The organism is Pseudoalteromonas sp. 20-MNA-CIBAN-0454, assembly GCF_040308685.1.
In the GTDB taxonomy this organism is placed as follows: Bacteria; Pseudomonadota; Gammaproteobacteria; order Enterobacterales; family Alteromonadaceae; genus Pseudoalteromonas; species Pseudoalteromonas nigrifaciens.
In genome coordinates, this window is record NZ_JBEOOB010000006.1 from 1 (window position 1) to 18,650 (window position 18,650).

14 protein-coding genes and 1 other RNA gene are annotated in these 18,650 nt (G+C 40.2%); 2 read left to right on the forward strand and 13 right to left on the reverse strand.

The window, feature by feature from the left end:
- Positions 1-23 precede the first annotated feature (23 nt).
- The 6 genes from AAEZ22_RS04180 to AAEZ22_RS04205 form a co-directional block, all read right to left on the reverse strand.
- Positions 24-740: a DGQHR domain-containing protein gene (locus AAEZ22_RS04180; protein WP_352296254.1), complete on the reverse strand. Its 717-nt coding sequence runs from the start codon at positions 738-740 to the stop codon at positions 24-26.
- A 205-nt stretch (positions 741-945) separates the two neighbouring features.
- A complete protein-coding gene (locus AAEZ22_RS04185) occupies positions 946-1,950 on the reverse strand; it encodes a TniB family NTP-binding protein (RefSeq protein ID WP_179807552.1) in 1,005 nt (334 codons plus the stop codon).
- Between the two features lie 2 nt (positions 1,951-1,952).
- Positions 1,953-3,776, reverse strand: coding sequence for a TnsB C-terminal domain-containing protein (locus tag AAEZ22_RS04190; RefSeq protein ID WP_087530672.1), 1,824 nt, complete (start codon positions 3,774-3,776; stop codon positions 1,953-1,955).
- Complete coding sequence (locus AAEZ22_RS04195; protein WP_087530673.1) at positions 3,769-4,398, reverse strand: TnsA endonuclease N-terminal domain-containing protein; 630 nt, start codon at positions 4,396-4,398, stop codon at positions 3,769-3,771. The genes AAEZ22_RS04190 and AAEZ22_RS04195 overlap by 8 nt, the downstream gene beginning before the upstream one ends.
- 133 nt (positions 4,399-4,531) lie before the next feature.
- An RNA gene (gene ffs / locus AAEZ22_RS04200) (signal recognition particle sRNA small type) lies at positions 4,532-4,628 on the reverse strand.
- Positions 4,629-4,766: 138 nt separating this feature from the next.
- On the reverse strand, positions 4,767-5,636 hold the full coding sequence (locus AAEZ22_RS04205; protein WP_086999367.1) for a DUF3014 domain-containing protein: 870 nt from the start codon (positions 5,634-5,636) through the stop codon (positions 4,767-4,769).
- A 172-nt stretch (positions 5,637-5,808) separates the two neighbouring features.
- Between AAEZ22_RS04205 and AAEZ22_RS04210 the strand changes: the two genes are divergently transcribed.
- Entirely contained in the window at positions 5,809-6,954 is a 1,146-nt protein-coding gene (locus AAEZ22_RS04210; RefSeq protein WP_011328667.1) for a patatin-like phospholipase family protein, read from the forward strand.
- A 38-nt stretch (positions 6,955-6,992) separates the two neighbouring features.
- Here AAEZ22_RS04210 and AAEZ22_RS04215 read toward each other — a convergent pair whose 3' ends face one another.
- The gene (locus tag AAEZ22_RS04215; RefSeq protein ID WP_182684240.1) at positions 6,993-8,966 is read right to left on the reverse strand and encodes a monovalent cation:proton antiporter family protein; all 1,974 of its coding nucleotides are present in this window, start codon (positions 8,964-8,966) and stop codon (positions 6,993-6,995) included.
- 129 nt (positions 8,967-9,095) lie between these two features.
- Here AAEZ22_RS04215 and AAEZ22_RS04220 point away from each other — a divergent pair, with 129 nt between their 5' ends.
- Complete coding sequence (locus AAEZ22_RS04220) at positions 9,096-9,992, forward strand: GGDEF domain-containing protein (protein ID WP_352296257.1); 897 nt, start codon at positions 9,096-9,098, stop codon at positions 9,990-9,992.
- Between the two features lie 90 nt (positions 9,993-10,082).
- Here the strand turns inward: AAEZ22_RS04220 and AAEZ22_RS04225 are convergent, their stop codons facing one another.
- From AAEZ22_RS04225 to lpxB, 6 genes are all read right to left on the reverse strand, one after another.
- A complete protein-coding gene (locus AAEZ22_RS04225) occupies positions 10,083-10,433 on the reverse strand; it encodes a hypothetical protein (protein WP_086995281.1) in 351 nt (116 codons plus the stop codon).
- Positions 10,433-11,740, reverse strand: coding sequence for a tRNA lysidine(34) synthetase TilS (tilS, locus tag AAEZ22_RS04230; protein ID WP_352296260.1), 1,308 nt, complete (start codon positions 11,738-11,740; stop codon positions 10,433-10,435). Before tilS ends, AAEZ22_RS04225 begins: the two co-directional genes overlap by 1 nt.
- Before the next feature lie 404 nt (positions 11,741-12,144).
- Positions 12,145-13,104, reverse strand: a complete 960-nt coding sequence (accA, locus tag AAEZ22_RS04235; RefSeq protein WP_011328672.1) for an acetyl-CoA carboxylase carboxyl transferase subunit alpha — start codon at positions 13,102-13,104, stop codon at positions 12,145-12,147.
- A gap of 16 nt (positions 13,105-13,120) precedes the next feature.
- On the reverse strand, positions 13,121-16,612 hold the full coding sequence (dnaE, locus tag AAEZ22_RS04240; RefSeq protein ID WP_352296263.1) for a DNA polymerase III subunit alpha: 3,492 nt from the start codon (positions 16,610-16,612) through the stop codon (positions 13,121-13,123).
- 2 nt (positions 16,613-16,614) lie between these two features.
- Complete coding sequence (rnhB, locus tag AAEZ22_RS04245) at positions 16,615-17,217, reverse strand: ribonuclease HII (protein ID WP_192531572.1); 603 nt, start codon at positions 17,215-17,217, stop codon at positions 16,615-16,617.
- Positions 17,207-18,364 (reverse strand): lipid-A-disaccharide synthase, encoded by a 1,158-nt coding sequence (gene lpxB / locus AAEZ22_RS04250; RefSeq protein ID WP_011328675.1) that lies wholly within the window; start codon positions 18,362-18,364, stop codon positions 17,207-17,209. Before lpxB ends, rnhB begins: the two co-directional genes overlap by 11 nt.
- Positions 18,365-18,650: the final 286 nt, after the last annotated feature.

Here is an 18,650-nt window from a genome sequence, read left to right on the forward strand (position 1 = left end):
ATAAGAGCAAATAAAATTCGGTGTCAACCGGCCAAGATAATTGACGCGGAACCGGCCAAGTTAATTGACGCTAGATACTTTTTATCATAATCAAATTTTCTTAATATCTTTCCTTCAATTATTGGGCTAAGAGCACTTTGAAATGGTACATGAGATACTTTTCCTGGAACGGAAGTAGTTGCAGAAGTTTTACCATATAAAGGGGAGTCAATTTCTTCACCAAGTTCTTTGAAAAGTCGAATTAAAACTGCCTCTGGTGATTCTGGTTCGGATAAGAATTTTAAAAGCTCTATACGCAAGGTTTTTGGTACGCCTTTTTGATTGGAATTAATATCCAAAAAGTACTGAACTTCTTGCTTAAGCTCTAGACCTGCGAAAATACATACGGGTAGAAGAATATCTGATTCGCACAAACTTGCTCCGTATAAACGATGCTGCCCGTCTATTACAAATAAGTTTGCTTTTGTATTATCAAGTGTAATTTTTTTACTAGCAGCATCATATTCAATATGACAGCCTGCTTGAGCACTTAATATTATCGAGCCAGGGATGATATTTCCATCATCTAAATATTGAGCAATATCTGAAGCTCTTTTTTGACTTAATAATCGTTGATAACCATCTTTAGGGTTAGAGTCTACTCGCGACACTTCTGATATTTCGAAGATATCTTTTGCTTTCATAACTGTAACATAGCATTGAGTTTCTTCTGTGCCTATATTCCAACCGAACAAATCCATTTTATAACCCTTTATGAACATCTAGTTTCTGATAACTGATTGTTTAGCAAAATACAAAGCAAGTTTTTACTTTAAAATAACTTCTTTGTGGTAACGTACATTTACACTTACTTTAAAGTAAAAGTGCTTCTAAAAACAAATTTTTTATTACACACATACTCCGAGTAATGTAGAAGGTGTTTTTTCGTAAACCATCTAACCACATTTATTTTTTCTTCAACAACTGACTAATCGGCATTCGGTCAGTAAACTTGGTCGCTATAAACGGGTCTTCGTCTTGGGCGCTTTCAGGTTTATATAGTGAATAGCGCTCGACTTCACTTGCTGTAATTTTTGCAACTGGCAAAGTAAATAGGTTTGGTATATCAGGGAAGAGCACATCAAATGCTTTGACCAAGTGTTTAGTCGTGAGGGTTTTTGTGTTGTCTATTAATGCGTAAAGTACGGCATCATCTAAAAAGTATTTTAATGTTCTAAAACAACCTTTTGATAAGGAGAACAAAGCAAACACTGTTGCTTGCTCACTTAAATTTGGCTTTTCGGTGAATGGCATACGGTTGGCTAGGCCAATTATTAACTGCACAAAATGCTTTGGGTTTTCTGATAATTTAAAATATGGCAGCTGCCGCCTTACTAATAAACGCGATGACCATTGAGGTTCGTCTGCTATTTTTTCTGCCCACGGCATACCTACCAATACAATTGATACACCCGCTTCGTCGTTAATATACTTTAATCGGTTAGCAATCTCGCGGCGCTTTTTACCTTGGTTGTGCTCAATTAGCTCTTGGAACTCATCAATAATTATAAGCTCAGTACCACACGTTTTTAAATTTTCAATTAATGATGTCGTTAACCGAGTACCGTTTATTCGTAGCTTACGCTCTGTGCTGCCTACTTGCCCTAAGTCTTTAAGAAGCTCGGCTAAAGTAGATTCTAATGTCGGATTGCTCGGTATGCGGCTGACTAATACAGGGTGATTCATCACTCCATTAATAAATTGCGGTAAGTGACGTTCTTTATACTGTTTTATTAGTGCTGTTTTACCTGTGCCTGTATCGCCATTTAACAGCATGCAAGGCTTTTCACCTGTTAGCCCTTTACCAAGTCTTAATCTGTCAAAGTCGTTAAATACCGTGCTTATTATTGGGTATTCAATAAATACATCGCGAAATTCATTAAGCTTTTCTTTTTGTTTGTCGGTCAGCATAATTAAAATCCATCTAGGTCTGAGATAAAGTCATCCCAGCTATCAGCTGGTTGCTCTTTAGGTGTAACCTTTTTAACCTCTACGTGTTTGCTCTGCGTGATTGATTTTTGTGAGTCACTATTTACATTTTGATGCTTAGCTAATGCTTTACCCCCTTTTACTTTTGAGTGTTTTGGCGCATTTTTTAAACCTTCAAACTCGCTTTGAATTTTGTTATGAATAAACATACGCGCTTTTGCTAAGCCTACATTATCGATAGAGCCCGAAATAAAATCGCGATGAATGCGTATATTTATTTTATGCTGATTCAAACTTAAATTTTGGGTATAACCGTTTGGATCTATGCATGGCACTTTTATGTAATGCTCTAGCTTATCGAGGTAAACGTATATATAAGAAATATCATCGGGGTTTAATTTAATTAAAACTTCTTGAGATACCTTGTGGCTAAATTGCTTTCTATAATTGGCCAGTTCAGTACTGTCGTAGCTTAAGTTTTCTAGCCGTATCCCACCTTTACGAAGCACCCTATGATTTGAAATACTGAGCACAACATCCAGTTGTTGAAGATCATCATTACTCAGCACTGTTGGTGGTAACGTATTAAAGCCTTGATCCCATTGTTGGCTTGGTATGTACTTAAATCGGCTGTCGGCATCTTGATGGTAAACGTCTACTACCCATTTATGAAATAACTGCATAAAGGTCGTAAAGCGCATGATTGCATCTTTTTTGGGATTGTATTCATGCTTTTGTAAAATGTTAGAAAAGGTTTTACCGGGAACAGGGTCTAATAATTCAGTGTTAATTGTGCCGAACATGCGTTCTACAAATGGTTTTAACCAAGGCTTTGCGACAGGGTTATATTGAGTATTAATGCCTATCTCTTCACAAGCAAGTTCAAGGCTGTTACTCCAAAATTCAGCGCCATTATCAACAACGAGAGTTTCAATTTTGCCAGCACACTTCCACTCATTTAGCGTATCTGGGTATAGTTTTGCCACTTCACTTTTAGGTTTCATCGCATTTAGCATTGCTCGCCTTACTGCATCATAGCTGGGTTCGCTGAAACTAAAGTAATAGCCAACAATACAATGGCTATACACATCTACTAACATAGTGAGTGTTGGCCGACCAAGTGGGATATGCAGCTCATCATCTAATAGAATAAGATCAAGCGGTGTATGGTCAATTTCAACTTTTTCGAGTACTCGGGTAGGCCGTGTATGCCCTTCTACTTTATTAAAAGCAATATCAGCAAGGCGCTTACCATAACGAGCAATCATTACTTCGTATTGTGGTAAGTTATCTATTCTGTTTTTAAACGCTTTGTATGTTAAAGGCTTTAAAACACTGCCCACAACACTGTCGTTTTCAATAATAACTAAATCTGCATAATACTTATAAGCAGAAGCCACTGATGGTTTTTCTTTTACTAAGTAACGCTCAAGCGCTTTTTCAAAAAACTTATCGGTGGCTGTATCGCGCTCCCTGTTACCCTTTTTTTGATGGCTTGGAATTAGCGCCATGATATTTTTATCTGCATTGGTATAAGCGCTATACCATCGTGCAGCGGTTCTCCAGCTAGGCTTCTTTTCTCCCTCAACTTCGGGCATTACTTTTAATAAAGGCTCAAGGTTTTTTTGTGTCCAACCGCCTTGAATATTAGCCTCAAGCCATTGAATATATTTAAGCTTAGCAAATGTTGTAGTTTTAATTTTTTCAGGAAGGGCTTGTAAATCTTTGGCGTAATTTTGAGGTAGTTTGGTTTCTGCTTTTGGTAATGGCTGGTTAAATTCATCATCAAACAAACCGTCATTAAACATTGTTAGACCAAATTGCTGTTTCTATTGATATTTCATTTGTAGTTAAGTCGGCAAATAACTGCCCTAGTGATAATAAGCGTAGCACCGTAGCAAGTAGCTCACCGGCAGTTACTTTTAAAAAGTTAACTAACTGGCCCACTTTAATAGAGCCGTATTGCTTAACAAGTTCTAGCACCGATGCTTGCAGCTCTGTTAAAGACTGAAAACCAGAGTAGCGATGCAAAAGCTTTAAGTTATTGAGTGTTGGGTATACACGGATTTGCTTATCAGTAACCAGTATTAAATCGCGTCCATCTTGCTTAGCGATGGCTTGCTTTTCAATAAAACGTGCACGAAAGTCTTCATCGGCAATTTTGCTTTGTGGTTTTACTTCGATAAATTTTTGCGTGCCGTCTGTGTGGATAAGTAAAAAGTCAGGCGTGTAACGACAAATACGGTTATCAAACTGATATTCGTAACCGAGTGGTTGTGCTTCAAATGCGGCTATTGATGGTGAAAATTCAAAATGGAAACAAGCATCAAACTCTAAAGAGGATTCAACTAAACAGGTAGATTTATTTTTTTGACTAGCAAATTTATGGAGGTTTTTAACACGGGAGTGTTTGAGTTTTCTTCTGTACATGTGAGTCAACCATCTAACCATTTGGTTAAATACTAGACTATGCCACCTTATACTTCCAATTTATGCCATCTTTTAGTACAAATATGTCAACTTATACTTCAAACAACACCCAAATGAGGAATTTGGGTGGCAGTCTTACCAGCCACATCTCGGCACACACGTCACAAACTGTGGCTGCTCCCTTCCGGGCCTGACCAGGTTCGCCTGCTAGTGTTGCGAGAGGACCAATAAGACTACCATTGAGGGCCTTGGTTGGCGCGGGAAGGATTATCTCTACTTTTGCTACGTTATTCAAGGGATAATCGAAAAAGAAAGTGCGATTGCATACTTCATATACAATCGCGGCCTTTTAAACTGTTTTATGTTTACTATTTGCTCTCTAACTGCGCTTTAATATTTCGCAGTGCCGCTTTTACTTTTTTCATGTTCTCTGGGCCCATACGTAAAAGCTGTTTTTGTGCAGCGGGTAATTGCTCCCACTCTGCAAATGCATATTGGTAGGTTACTGAATCGCGCAGTAATGGTAAGTTACCTTCTGGCTCTGGTGTATCGAGTAATAAGTCGATTGCATCTTCAAGCGTTTGAGTAAACTCATTATCGCCGTAACCAATTTCTGTATAGGCATTATTAATAAGCGGTTTATATTCTTCAAATAAACGCACGGCTTGGGCGGCGCTCATACTAGTAAATATTTTTACATACGGGGTGTAACGTTCATAACTATTAGGATCGATAGTTAAAATATCACCTTCTGTGACACTAAATTTTTCTTCTGGCTTTATTACTGGTGTATGTTTTGTAGCAACTTTGCCCTTTGCTAAATTATCAACAAACACGACACCACGGCGAATAACATCATCGGTAATCATTAGCTCCATTACCGAATCACTTAAGTATTCATCCATTTTTGCCACAACGACTGCATCACTTTCATCAAGTGGTGGTAATTGCACGGCTGCTGGCTCGGCATCACGCTGCGCTGGCATTTCATAATCTTGCGGTTTATCTGGCAATACTGATGGAACATCTAAAACAGGATCATTCTCTGGCTTTAACTCCATCATAGGCTGCTCTACTGGTGCTGGCTCAACCTCAGTAAGCACTTCTGCCTCGTTGCTTGGCTTAAGCAATACAAATGCAGCGGCGCATACGAGTACCACTAAAATAATAATGGCAAAAAGTAGATTGTTATTAGGTGGACGTTTTTGAACATCTGACGCTGATGGTTTATCTGACATACGAACTCCATTAAAATTAAAATGCAATATCACTTAGAGTATTCTAAATGAGTTTAATTCATAGCTTACAGTAAATAATATTAAAAGCAGCTAAGGTATCCTTTGATTCTTCTAGCTTAAAGACTTAAAGTAAATAAATAAAGTAAAGACGTAGAACAGTTTAGTCCCTTATATGAAAATCAAGCAAGTTGATCCTAACAAACCCAAAGTTGCCCTTCTATTAACAGGGGGTGGCGCACGCGCTGCTTATCAAGTAGGCGTACTTAAAGCATTAGCTCATAGCATGCCTAGAACAGCGCCTCTGCCATTTAGAGTAATAAATGGTACATCTGCTGGGGCTATAAACTCTGCGGCGCTAGCTTGCTATGCCTCCTGCGCGCACTTAGCAGTTAGAAAGCTCGAGTCTGTATGGAAGAACTTTTCTACTTCTATGGTGTATAAAAGTGATTTTTTAAGTGTATTTGGTCATATTACTCGTAATATTTTAACCAGTTTTCAGTCAGAACATATAAATCATCCGCCTGCGAGTTTATTAAACAATCGGCCACTGCGTAAATTATTAAACGAAATATTAGATTTACATCGCATTGAACGCAACTTACATCACAATTACTTAGAAGCGCTTTCGATTACCGCCTCTAGTTATACTACTGGTGATTCGGTGGCGTTTTATCAATCTAATACACGCCTACCATGGCAACGCGCTAAACGTGAGGGCCGCGCTACGCGTATTAATGTTGAGCATTTAATGGCTTCGAGCGCCATTCCTATGGTGTTTCCTAGTGTAAATATTTATAACCATTACTTTGGTGATGGCTCTATACATCAGTTATCGCCTCTAAGCCCATCAATACATTTAGGCGCTGAAAAAATATTCATTATTGGTGTTGAGCAGCCTAAAGAGTTACATCCTGTGGGTTACTCAGCTCATTACCCTGGGCTGTCTTCGGTTGCAGGGCATTTACTCGACAGCGTGTTTACCGACACTATGCAATCTGACTTAGAACGGCTAGAGCGAATTAACCGCACCTTAGGCTTGCTGCCAGCTCGCGATAAACACCAAGAACTTAAGCGCATAGAAACCTGCGTGATCAACCCATCACAAAACTTTAATGCTATTGCCGCGCAGTACTACGACGATATGCCATGGGCAATTAAAGTGTTGCTTAGGATCATAGGGGTTAAAAAACATTCGCAATCGAGTTTAACCAGCTATTTATTATTTGAAAAACGTTATACCCAACATTTAATACAAATTGGTTATGAGGATGGCATGAAAAAGCTGCCTGAAATACGTAAGTTTTTAGAGCTAGATTAGGGCGCTGATGCATGCTCGCCCTGCATCATCTAAGTAACTTACTCAATACCATCAAATAAGTAATGCTCTACTCGCTCTACGCGCCTTGGTTTACCTTGCAGTATTAAAATATCGTTGGCTAGTAATATAGTGTGATCTGATGGGTTCTCTATTTCATTATTTTGTCGGCGCAGTGCTTTTATAGACACTTTTCGTTTTGCTAAATTAAGCGCCGCAATACTTTTATTAACCGCAAAAGCTTTATCGGGTAGCGCTATTACATGCAAGTATTCAAGGCGTTCATGCGCGTCTTCGTCTACATCCAGGTACTCACCGGTAAAAAAGCGTTGCAATAATTGATAACGGTTATGCCTTTCGGTGCTAACACGGCGAATAATACGGCTCATTGGTACCCCCGACATAGACAAAACATGCGAAACCAACATTAAGCTAGCTTCAAGGGTTTCTGGCACAACTTCGGTAACCCCCAGTTCTTTTAAACGCTCCAGCTGACTGTCGTCTTTGGTTCTTATTAGTATTTTTACCTCTGGGGCAACTTGCTTGATTGCATCTATTACTATTTGCGTTTGCTCAAACTCAGTAAAGGTAATAATGACTAAACGTGCTCGCTCTACTCCCGCACATTTTAAAATATCTTTTTGTTTAACATGGCCAAATAATATAGGCTCACCAGCCGCTTTACCTTCTTGAACTAAAATCGGATTACTTTCTATTGCTATATAATCAATGGCTTCTGGTTTTAAAAAACGTGCAACCGTTTGCCCCACCCGTGAAAAGCCACAAATAATGACATGATCACTATACAGTGTGCTGCTTTTAGGTTCACTTTCCCACGCTTGGCTTGCACGATCTAGCACGCCAATACGCTTTAAAATAAAAGGTGTTTTATCAATTAAAAAGGGCGTAAGCGCCATAGAAAGCACCCCTAAAGCAATTAAAAACGATACTTGCTGATTAGTTAGTAACTGATGCTGAGCGCCTAGCGCTATAAGTACAAAACCAAACTCCCCCATTTGCCATAGCATAAATGCACATGCTAGCGCGTCTTGTTTTCGCTCGCCCATTAGCTGAGCACTTATTGCCATTACCGCTATTTTTAATACTAATAACCCTACTAATGCGCCAATAATAAGTAAGCTATTATTAAGCACATACATTACATTGAGCTGCATGCCGACAGTGACAAAAAACAACCCCATTAAAATATCTCTAAATGGCCTAATATCTGCCTCAAGCTGATGCCGATAATGGCTTTCTCCTAGCATCATGCCTGCTAAAAAAGCGCCCAGTGCCATAGATAAACCAAATGAGTAGGTGAGTAAGGCAGCAAATAAAGCTACCAGCAAAGTGGTAAGCATAAATAGCTCGTCGGTACGTACTAACGCAATTTCATTAAATACTTTAGGCAAAATCCATTTACCTATAGCCCAAAGTAGTAAACAAACAAACGCCCCTTTCGTGAGTGCTACTGCTAACGCCCAGCTAATACTTTGCGATCCGGTAGCGGCTAATAAAGGTAAAATAATCAGTAAAGGCACAACCGCAATGTCTTGCAATAAAAGCACTCCAATGGCGAGCTGCCCACGGCGTTTATTTAACTCTCCGTTTTCTTTTAATAGCTTAACAACCACAGCAGTTGAGGACAGCATCATAATAACGCCAATTGTAAAACTGGTGAGCAAACTAAAGTTTAAGCAATATAAAATCACAATAAGCACTGTACTGGTTACTACAACTTGCAATGATCCTAAGCCAAATACTATATTGCGCATTGCCATTAGGCGCGAAATAGAAAACTCGAGCCCCAAACTAAATAATAAAAATACTATACCTAGTTCAGCTACTAAATCCATTTCGTGAGTTTGCGTCATCCAGCCAACACTGTGACTACCCGCTAAAACCCCTGTTGCTAAATAAGCCAATATAGGAGGTAGCCCTACGCGCTTAAAAATCCATACAAATAAGACAGCAGCGACTAATAAAGTAAAAATTTGAGTATTAATATTTTGCAAATATTACCTCGTTACTTATAAAAACAGCCATGCTTAACTATAGCAATCACCAATTTATCGGCCAGTTTTTAAATGTGGCATAAAATTCGCTTAGTATTATAAGATCATATACTCGGGGGAAATAAATCAATGGAAAATGTGCATATATTGACACAACGTATTGCTGGACGCGGAGAGTTTTTGCCGTTTTCGGCTGAGCATTATCGTAAAAATGAACCGGCAGCAACGCAAGAGCTAGCTGCAAAATTACAAACCAGTTTAATACTCGAAGATATATTAGCTATTTATGCAAAATTTGCAAAACAACTGCTAAATTTTTCAGGTATACAGTTCAAGTCTGCGCTAGGTACAGTGCAAACACCTGATTGCGATATTGATACGCTTTCTTATACCTTTGATTTAAATGTAGAGAACAGTAATTTAGGGCAACTAATATACTTTAGTAAATATCCTCTGAGTGTTGCCATAGAACAAAAACTACAATATTTTCATAGTGCGCTGCTCTACCCTTTACGTAATGCGATAATGTATAACAGGGTATTAAAACTTGCCACAAAAGATGCATTAACGGGACTAAGCAATAGAAGTCAATTTAATGACACCTTACTGCAAAAGCTTGAAAACTGCCGCCGTTACCAGCGCCCATTTAGTTTAATGTTGCTTGATTTAGACAGTTTTAAACAAGTAAACGATAACTTTGGTCATAAAGTGGGTGACGATGTACTTAAAGAGTTTGCCTTAGTACTTAATGGCTCTATTCGAGGCACTGACTCTGTATTTAGATTTGGTGGCGATGAATTTGCAATACTAATTGAAGATCCTGAGTTTACTACTAATAAAGTAATAGCTGAGCGCATTATGCAACGCGTTAAAAACTCAAAGATAATGGCGCAGTACTTAGTTACTACCAGTATTGGCTTTACTTTAGCGAGTAGCCAAGACACCGAAAACGATGTTTTTTCGCGAGCTGATAAAGGTTTATATAAAGCCAAAGCAGCGGGACGAAATTGCGCCAAAGCATATTAAGTACAGCAATTAATATTGTTGTAAATAAAAAAGCCTAGCTTCCCCCGCTAGGCTTTTTTATTGCTGCCTAAGTAGTTTTAATAAGTCTACCTACTTAGGGAGCCACTTTGCCGATAAAAACTTATACATAACCAACGCAATGCAAAAACCAAAAAAGAAACCACTGAGTAAATTAAGTAATGCAGCAATGCTAGCAAGTGGCGTAAATAACACTAACAACAGCGGTACACTCACTCCTAAAATAAAAAACAACCCACCTTTACCTAACCAATAAGCCAGTAAAATACTAGCGCACACTATTCCACCCGCTATAGCGCAGCCTAATGTCACTATATCAAGCGTTAAAAAATAATTAGCAAGCACAGCAATAACCGCTGTAATTAGCATACCTTGTGGTGCTTTATTTACTAACGATAAGCCTACATGCGGCTCCTTACTCATTATTTACACTCCCAATAAATACCGTTTTCATCACTATGGTTAGCACTTATAAAATAGCCTACCACTTGTACTAGGTCATCATTATAAAAAATTAACGGCACATTAGCACGCAGCCAAGGAGCCACTTTTGCATCTTTAAACCAATGCTTGAGCGTATTACTTCCTGGTTTTTTTAAAGGTTTGATGCGCGCACTATTACAATTAAAACGCACGCTTACTTGCTCATCTGCAGTTGGCGCTCTGACTCCTACGCCACTGTGTTTTTTTAGTAAGCGACCATCGGCAAGCTTTAGCTCACTGCGAGTAATTAGTGTGTTGTTTAATATTTGCGTACTTGGTACAACAAAATATAAATGCCCTTGATGGCGGCGTATTTGTCCATCACTAAGCTCAATAAGCATTTGTGCATCGCTTTTAGCTGCAATAGCCTGATTAATTATTTGCTCCAGCTGCTTTTGCGATGGTAATACATGAGTAAATAGCTCTAGCCATGCACGTACTACATTGGCTGTTCTAATCGGAGTAAATTTGGCAATAGCACTTATATTTAACGCCTGCTGAGAATTAACGCATTGCGTTAAATCAATGTGAGTATATTCGTTGAGTAAAGCGTGTTGCTGCTGCAGTAAACTAATACTGCGAGCGGTACATTGTTCAAAACCATTAAAGCGCGCTGCTAATATTGGCACAACTTGCTGGCGCATAAAGTTACGCTCAAAGCGCTCATCAGTATTAGAATCATCGGTAACATGGTTAAGTGCATATTGCGCCGCAAAGGCTTCTATATCACTGCGTTTTACCGCTAACAGCGGCCTGAAACATAATCGGCCGCTGGTTAAAGTGCGCTCGCGCTGCATTGCACCTAAACCTTTTAAACCCGAGCCACGTTTTAAGCGCAGTAAAAAGGTTTCTATTTGGTCGTTTAAATGTTGCCCAAGTAAAATAATGCTGCCATGTGGACTTAGCTCATCTAATGCTTGGTAACGAGCATCGCGCGCTTGCGCCTCTAGGCTCGTGCGTGACTGCTGCTCTATATTTACTTTAGCCGTTTGAAATGGCACATTTAGCTCATTGCACAGGGTTTGACAAAAAACCTGCCAGTCGTCGGCATACTGGCTCAAACCATGGTGTATATAAATAGCAGAAACTTGCAGTGCAGGATCCTGCACTCGTAAAGCATGCATTAAATGCAGTAACACCACAGAATCAACGCCACCAGAAAGTGCCACATTAAACACCCTATGACCTTGCTCAATATATTGACCCAATGATTGTTTTACTTGTTGATAAATAAGCGATGTGTGCATTAATTTAACCTGAGCTCCAGATAATTTAGCCAATAATTTTAAAATACTAGGGTCTGTTGACCTTTGCGGATTAAAATTTATTCAAACTAGGGGCGATTTAATCACGGCGCGAGGTTTGTAACCTAGTGGGCTAAGTAAAAACCGAGCAACAAAGAGTCAATCGCCCCTAGGTAGAACCCTTCGGGCAGCGCATGTTTGGCATTGATCCTACGTTATCGCCTATTTATGGGGAATAACCACACCACATAGGCTCTGCCTTGCCTAAATACCAAACACACTGCTGTAAATTTAACCTTGAAAGATAAACAGACCCTAAGTTTTAGGTACTTGATTTTAGCCATTTTAAAACAAAAAAACCGCATAAGCGGCTTTTTTAAATATTTATTGCTAATTATTAAAAGAATTTAAGAGCAATAACCAAACGACATTAAGCGTTTGTAGCGCTGATCAAGCATCTCTTCAAGCGAAAGTGCTTGTAGGTCGGCTAAGTCACGCTTTAATCGCACTTTTAAATTACGTGCCATAGCATCATAATTACGGTGCGCTCCACCTAATGGCTCATCTACTAAGTTGTTAATTAGGTCTAACTCTTTAACTCGCTTAGCAGTTACACCCATAGCTTCAGCTGCAAGTGGGGCTTTATCGGCGCTTTTCCATAAAATAGACGCACACCCTTCAGGAGAAATTACTGAGTAAGTACTGTATTGCAACATGTTAACACGATCGCCAACACCAATTGCTAACGCACCACCCGATCCACCTTCACCAATAACCGTACAAATAGTTGGCACTTTTAAAGAGGCCATTACTTTAAGGTTACGGGCGATAGCTTCTGACTGGCCACGCTCTTCAGCACCCACACCAGGATAAGCTCCAGGGGTGTCGATAAAGGTCATAATTGGCATTTTAAAACGCTCAGCCATTTCCATTAAGCGCAATGCTTTACGGTATCCTTCAGGCTTTGGCATACCAAAGTTACGTTTAATTTTTTCAGCGGTACCACGGCCTTTTTGTTGGCCAATAACCATTACTGGTTCGCCATCTAAACGCGCTATACCACCTAAAATTGCCGGATCATTAGCAAAAGTACGATCACCTGCAAACTCGTCAAACTCCGTAAAAATACGCTCGATATAATCTCGAGTATAAGGACGCAACGGATGACGTGCCAGCTGTGATACTTGCCAAGCGCCAAGTTCAGAGAATATTTTCTCTTTTAATCGGTCGCTTTTCTCTTTTAGCTTGCTGACTTCCTCTTCTAATTCAAGGTCTAATTCGCCAGCGCGGCTTACATTTTGTAATTCTTCAATTTTCACTTCTAATTCTGCAATCGGAAGCTCAAAATCAAGATAATTGAGGCTCATGCTCTAAACTACCTAATTAGTTAAATTCTAGTTCTACATCTTGCGCTGCCATTAGCGATAACTTATGAATTAAGTCGTCACTTGGCGTAACACACCATTCGATCCCTAGGGTTAATTGCGCCAATGCATCTGGGCGTTGGTAATAAACCTTGATCGGACACGTTCCCATTTTATATGGTTCGAGTACTTTTTGTAATTTATCGAAGAAACCTGCCTCGACTTGCACCATGTTCAGCGTCATTTTAATCGCTTTAATACGTTTTTCACGCGCTTGAGCAATGGTGTTTATTTCTCTGGCGGTCATTGTAATACCACCAGAGAAGTTATCAAAGCTGACCTGTCCAGATATCACCAAAATATTATTAACTTGGAGCATATCTTGGTATTTTTCAAACTCATCTGAATATAAGCGTACATCAATGCGGGCGCTCTTGTCATCTAAAGTTATTAATGCCCACCTATTTCCTTTTTTATTAATTAGCACTCTGGCCGAAATTACAAGCCCTGCAGCTGTAGATACTACATCGCGATTAGTAGGCTGTAAATCGACCAATTTACCACTGGTATAATATTTTAGCTCGCGGCGATATTGATTTATTGGATGACCGGTTAAATAAAGACCAAGAGTTTCTTTTTCGCCATCGAGCCATTCGTTATCGGTGAGTCCTGTGGCTTTAATAAAGGCTTGCTCTACTTCATCGGGTTCAGTGGCTAATAAGCCAAATAAATCACTTTGCCCTAATAACTCTGCTTTATTGTGCTGATCGGCGGCGCGCATGGCACTTTTTAAGCTTGCCAATAACGTGGCGCGCCCTGATTGAGTTTTTTCAGGGCCTAGCTGATCAAGTGCCCCTGAATAAATAAGTTTTTCGGTTACACGTTTATTTAAGCGTTTTAAATCAACACGGGCACAAAAATCAAATAAATCTTTAAATGGTCCGCCCTTAGCGCGTGCTTCTAAAATAGCCTCTACAGGTGCTTCACCTACTCCTTTAATAGCACCAATACCGTAAACAATTTCGCCTTGCAGGTTTACAGTAAATTTGAACTCGCCAGCATTCACATCAGGCGGGAGCAAGGTGAGTTTCATGTTTTCACATTCATCCACCAAAATAACTATTTTGTCGGTATTATCCATATCGGCCGACATTACCGCAGCCATAAACTCTGCTGGATGATGGGTTTTCATCCACAGTGTTTGATACGACACTAATGCATACGCAGCGGAGTGCGATTTATTAAAACCATAACCTGCGAACTTTTCTACCAGATCGAAGATCTTAATTGCTAGTTCGCCGTCAATGCCGTTATTTCGCGCACCATCTTCAAATGTTGAACGCTGTTTTGCCATTTCTTCGGGCTTTTTCTTACCCATAGCACGGCGCAGCATATCGGCGCCGCCTAGTGTATAGCCAGCTAATACTTGGGCTATTTGCATTACTTGTTCTTGATACAAAATAATGCCGTAGGTTGGCTCTAAAATAGGTTTTAAGCTTTCGTGCTGATACTGCGCATCGGGGTATGAGATTTCTTCGCGGCCTAATTTTCGGTCGATAAAGTTATCTACCATGCCCGATTGCAGCGGACCGGGTCGAAACAAGGCTACTAAAGCAATCATATCTTCAAAGCTGTCGGGCTTTAAGCGCCTTACTAAGTCTTTCATGCCCCTTGATTCTAGCTGAAACACCGCAGTCGTTTCGGCGCGCAGTAGTAACTCAATACTCTTTTTATCATCCAACGGAATAGTATTAATATCTACCGGCTCTTTACCGGTGCGCGCTAAGCGCTCGTTGGTCATGTCGAGCGCCCACTGCAATATAGTCAGCGTTCGTAAGCCTAAAAAGTCAAACTTAACTAAACCGGCAGTTTCTACATCGTTTTTATCAAACTGAGTAACCGGAAACTTACCTTCGTCATCGCAATAAAGAGCAGCAAAGTCGGTAATTGTGGTGGGCGATATTACTACCCCACCCGCATGTTTACCGGCGTTACGTGTACACCCTTCGAGAATGCGACACATATCGATTAAATCTTTTACTTCATTGTCGCCATCGTAGGCTTCTTGCAAGCGTGGCTCTATATCAAATGCCTTGGCAAGTGTCATCCCAGGATCGCCTGGGATCATTTTTGAAATACGATCAACAAAACCGTACGGGTGACCTAATACTCGGCCAACATCGCGTATTACCGCTTTTGCCGCCATGGTTCCAAAGGTAATAATTTGCGATACCGCGTTACGCCCATACAAGGCCGATACATGATCAATCACCTCATCGCGCCTATCCATACAAAAATCGACGTCGAAATCGGGCATTGAAATACGTTCTGGGTTCAAAAACCGCTCAAACAGCAAGTCAAATTCCAATGGATCAAGGTCGGTAATTTTAAGCGCGTAGGCTACCAGTGATCCTGCACCTGACCCACGCCCAGGGCCAACTGGAATATTGTTATCTTTGCTCCACTGAATAAATTCCATTACGATTAAGAAATAACCTGGGAATCCCATTTCGTTAATTACACCAAGCTCTATATCTAGGCGCTCATCGTATTCAACGCGTTTTTCTTTACGCTCTTGCTCATTAGGAAATAAAAACTGTAATCGCTCTTCAAGACCGTCTTGTGACACCTTAACTAAAAAGTCTTCAATTTTAAGTGAGCCGGTCGGATAATCTGGTAAAAAGTAAGTACCAAGTTGCACCGTTACATTACAGCGTTTGGCTATTTCTACGGTGTTTTGTAATGCCTCTGGAATGTCGCTAAATAACTCAGCCATTTGCTCTGGCGTTTTTAAGTATTGCTCTTCTGAAAATCGTTTAGGGCGGCGTTTATCATCCAGTGTATAACCATCAAAAATAGCCACGCGAATTTCGTGTGCTTCAAAGTTTTCTGGTTTTAAAAACACCACTTCGTTAGTGGCCACAACGGGTAATTGCTCTTTAGCAGCAAGCTCTACCGCCATGTGTAAATAATCTTCTTCAAGCGGTCGATTAGTTCGAACCAGCTCAAGGTAGTAGTTATCACTAAAATGCTGTTTATAAAAACTAACAACCGATTCAATAACACTCGGATTATTTTTTAATAACGCTTTACCTAAATCACCGTCTTTTGCACCAGAGAGTATTATTAACCCGGCTTTAAGTTCTATTAGCCAATCACGATCAATCACCGGGCGATGAAATACATGCCCGCGCTGATATGCTTTAGATATTAATAAAGTGAGGTTTTTATAACCTTGATTGTCTTTTGCTAAAATAGTAATGCGGCTTGGCTCGTTTTCAAACTCAGGGCTGCGTAGCCAAAAGTCAGCACCCACTATAGGTTTTATACCTGTGCTGTGGGCTGTTTCGTAAAAGCGCACTAAGCCACATAAGTTCATTTGGTCGGTAATAGCAATTGCCGGCATTTGTAGTTCTTGTGCTTTGGCTACAATTGGCTTGGTTTTGGCAAGGCCATCAACCATCGAAAAATCAGAGTGAACTCTTAAGTGAACAAAATCTGGAGCTGCCATGTTTACGCCTCACCCTTGGCTTGCGCTAATACACGTTGCACTGGTTTAAAGCTTTTACGATGCTCCTTTATTGCGCCATATTGCTCAAGTGCTGTAAAATGCGCTTTGGTTGGATAGCCTTTATGCCCTGCAAAACCATATTCTGGGTGGCGTTTATCTAGCTCTACCATTTCGTTGTCGCGCGCTACTTTAGCTAAAATAGAAGCGGCTGAAATTTCGGCTACTAAGCTGTCGCCTTTTACTATTGCTTGCGCTGGCATGGTTAACTTAGGTAGGCGGTTGCCATCTATAAATACAAATTCAGGTTGCGTGCTTAGCCCCTCTACTGCGCGAGTCATGGCAAGCATAGTGGCGTGCAGAATATTTAGCTCATCAATCTCTGTTGGGCTGCAACGACCATACGCGTAACACAATGCTTTTTCTTGAATTTCAATGGCAAGCGCTTGGCGTTTTTTATCCGTTAATTTTTTTGAATCTGCTAAACCTGCAATAGGCTTTGAGGGATCTAAAATAACGGCAGCAGTAACTACGTCGCCAACAAGGGGGCCACGCCCTACTTCGTCAACACCGGCAATAAGGGCTACATTGGGTCGTTCAATTTGCATTTATTAACTCCGCTACAGCATTGGCTGCTTGTTCGCTGGCATTTAACCTAATTTTTTTGTGGATCGCTAAAAAGCGTGCTTTTAATGCTTGGTTATCGGTATTTAGCATAGGCGTAAGTGCTTGCGTTAAATTAGCTACATTGCACTCACTTTGCAAAAACTCGGGTACGAGTTCTTCATCGGCCAATAAATTCGGCAATGAAAAATACTTTATATTAAAGGTAAATAAGGTTTTAAAAATCCAATAGCTCAGTGGTTTAATTTTATAACCCACTACCATGGGCTTTTTATACAGCATGCCCTCAAGCGTGGCAGTACCCGACGCTAATAAAATAGCATCGGCTGCTTGCATAGCTTGTTTTGATTGTCCATCCAGCAAACTAATTTTAAGCGTTGGCGCAGTAGCATTTAAAATTTCAGTAAACTGCGCTTTGCGTTTGGCGTTAACCAATGGCACCACAATTTTAAGTGCTGGGTTTTGCGCTTGTAACTGCACGGCTGTTTTAATATAGGTTTCGCTTAATAAGCCTACTTCTGAGCCGCGACTACCAGGTAGCAGGGCAAGTACTTTATCATCTGGGCTTAAACCTAGCTCTTTGCGGGCTTTGCTATCGTCGTGCTCAAGCGCTATATCGTCTGCTAATGTGTGCCCTACAAATGTACAAGGTACTTGGTGCTTATCGTAAAATTCTTTTTCAAACGGTAATAATGCAAGCACTAAGTTAGTAGCAGCACTTATGGTATGAATGCGCTTTTCTCGCCATGCCCAAACCGAGGGGCTTACGTATTGTACTGTTTTAATTCCGGCGTCTTTAAGGGGTTTTTCTACGCGCAAGTTAAAATCGGGCGCATCTATGCCAATAAATACATCAGGTGGGTTATCAATAAAATGTTGCACCAGTTGTTTACGTATTTTAAGTAAGCGTGGTAGGCGCCCTAATACTTCAACCAACCCCATTACCGACAATTCATCCATGTCGTAAAGCGTGTTACAGCCTTGCGCCTGCATTTTAGGGCCCGCTATACCTTCAAAAATCGCATCGGGAAAATGCTTTTTAAGTGCTTTAATTAAGCCTTCACCTAAAATATCGCCCGACAGTTCACCTGCCACAATACCAATTCGTAGTTGTTTTTGATCTTTATTCATTTGATTTTTTCACACGTAAACTAGGGCCTGTTTGCCTTTATGGGTTAACAGGCTCTGGGCGTTAATTGAACCTAGTTTACCGCGTTTTCGTATTGGATTAAATGCTTAAAACTAAGTGCTTAAATTTGCTAAAAATAGCCCAGGTACTGTATGCTTTTGATACTGATTAAGCACTAACCGCTTATATTGAGTTTTACTAATATAAATATTGACTTCAAATGGTCAAAAGTAAATACTAACGAAACTTTCAGTAATTACTGAAACCTTATAAAACCAACGCACCCGT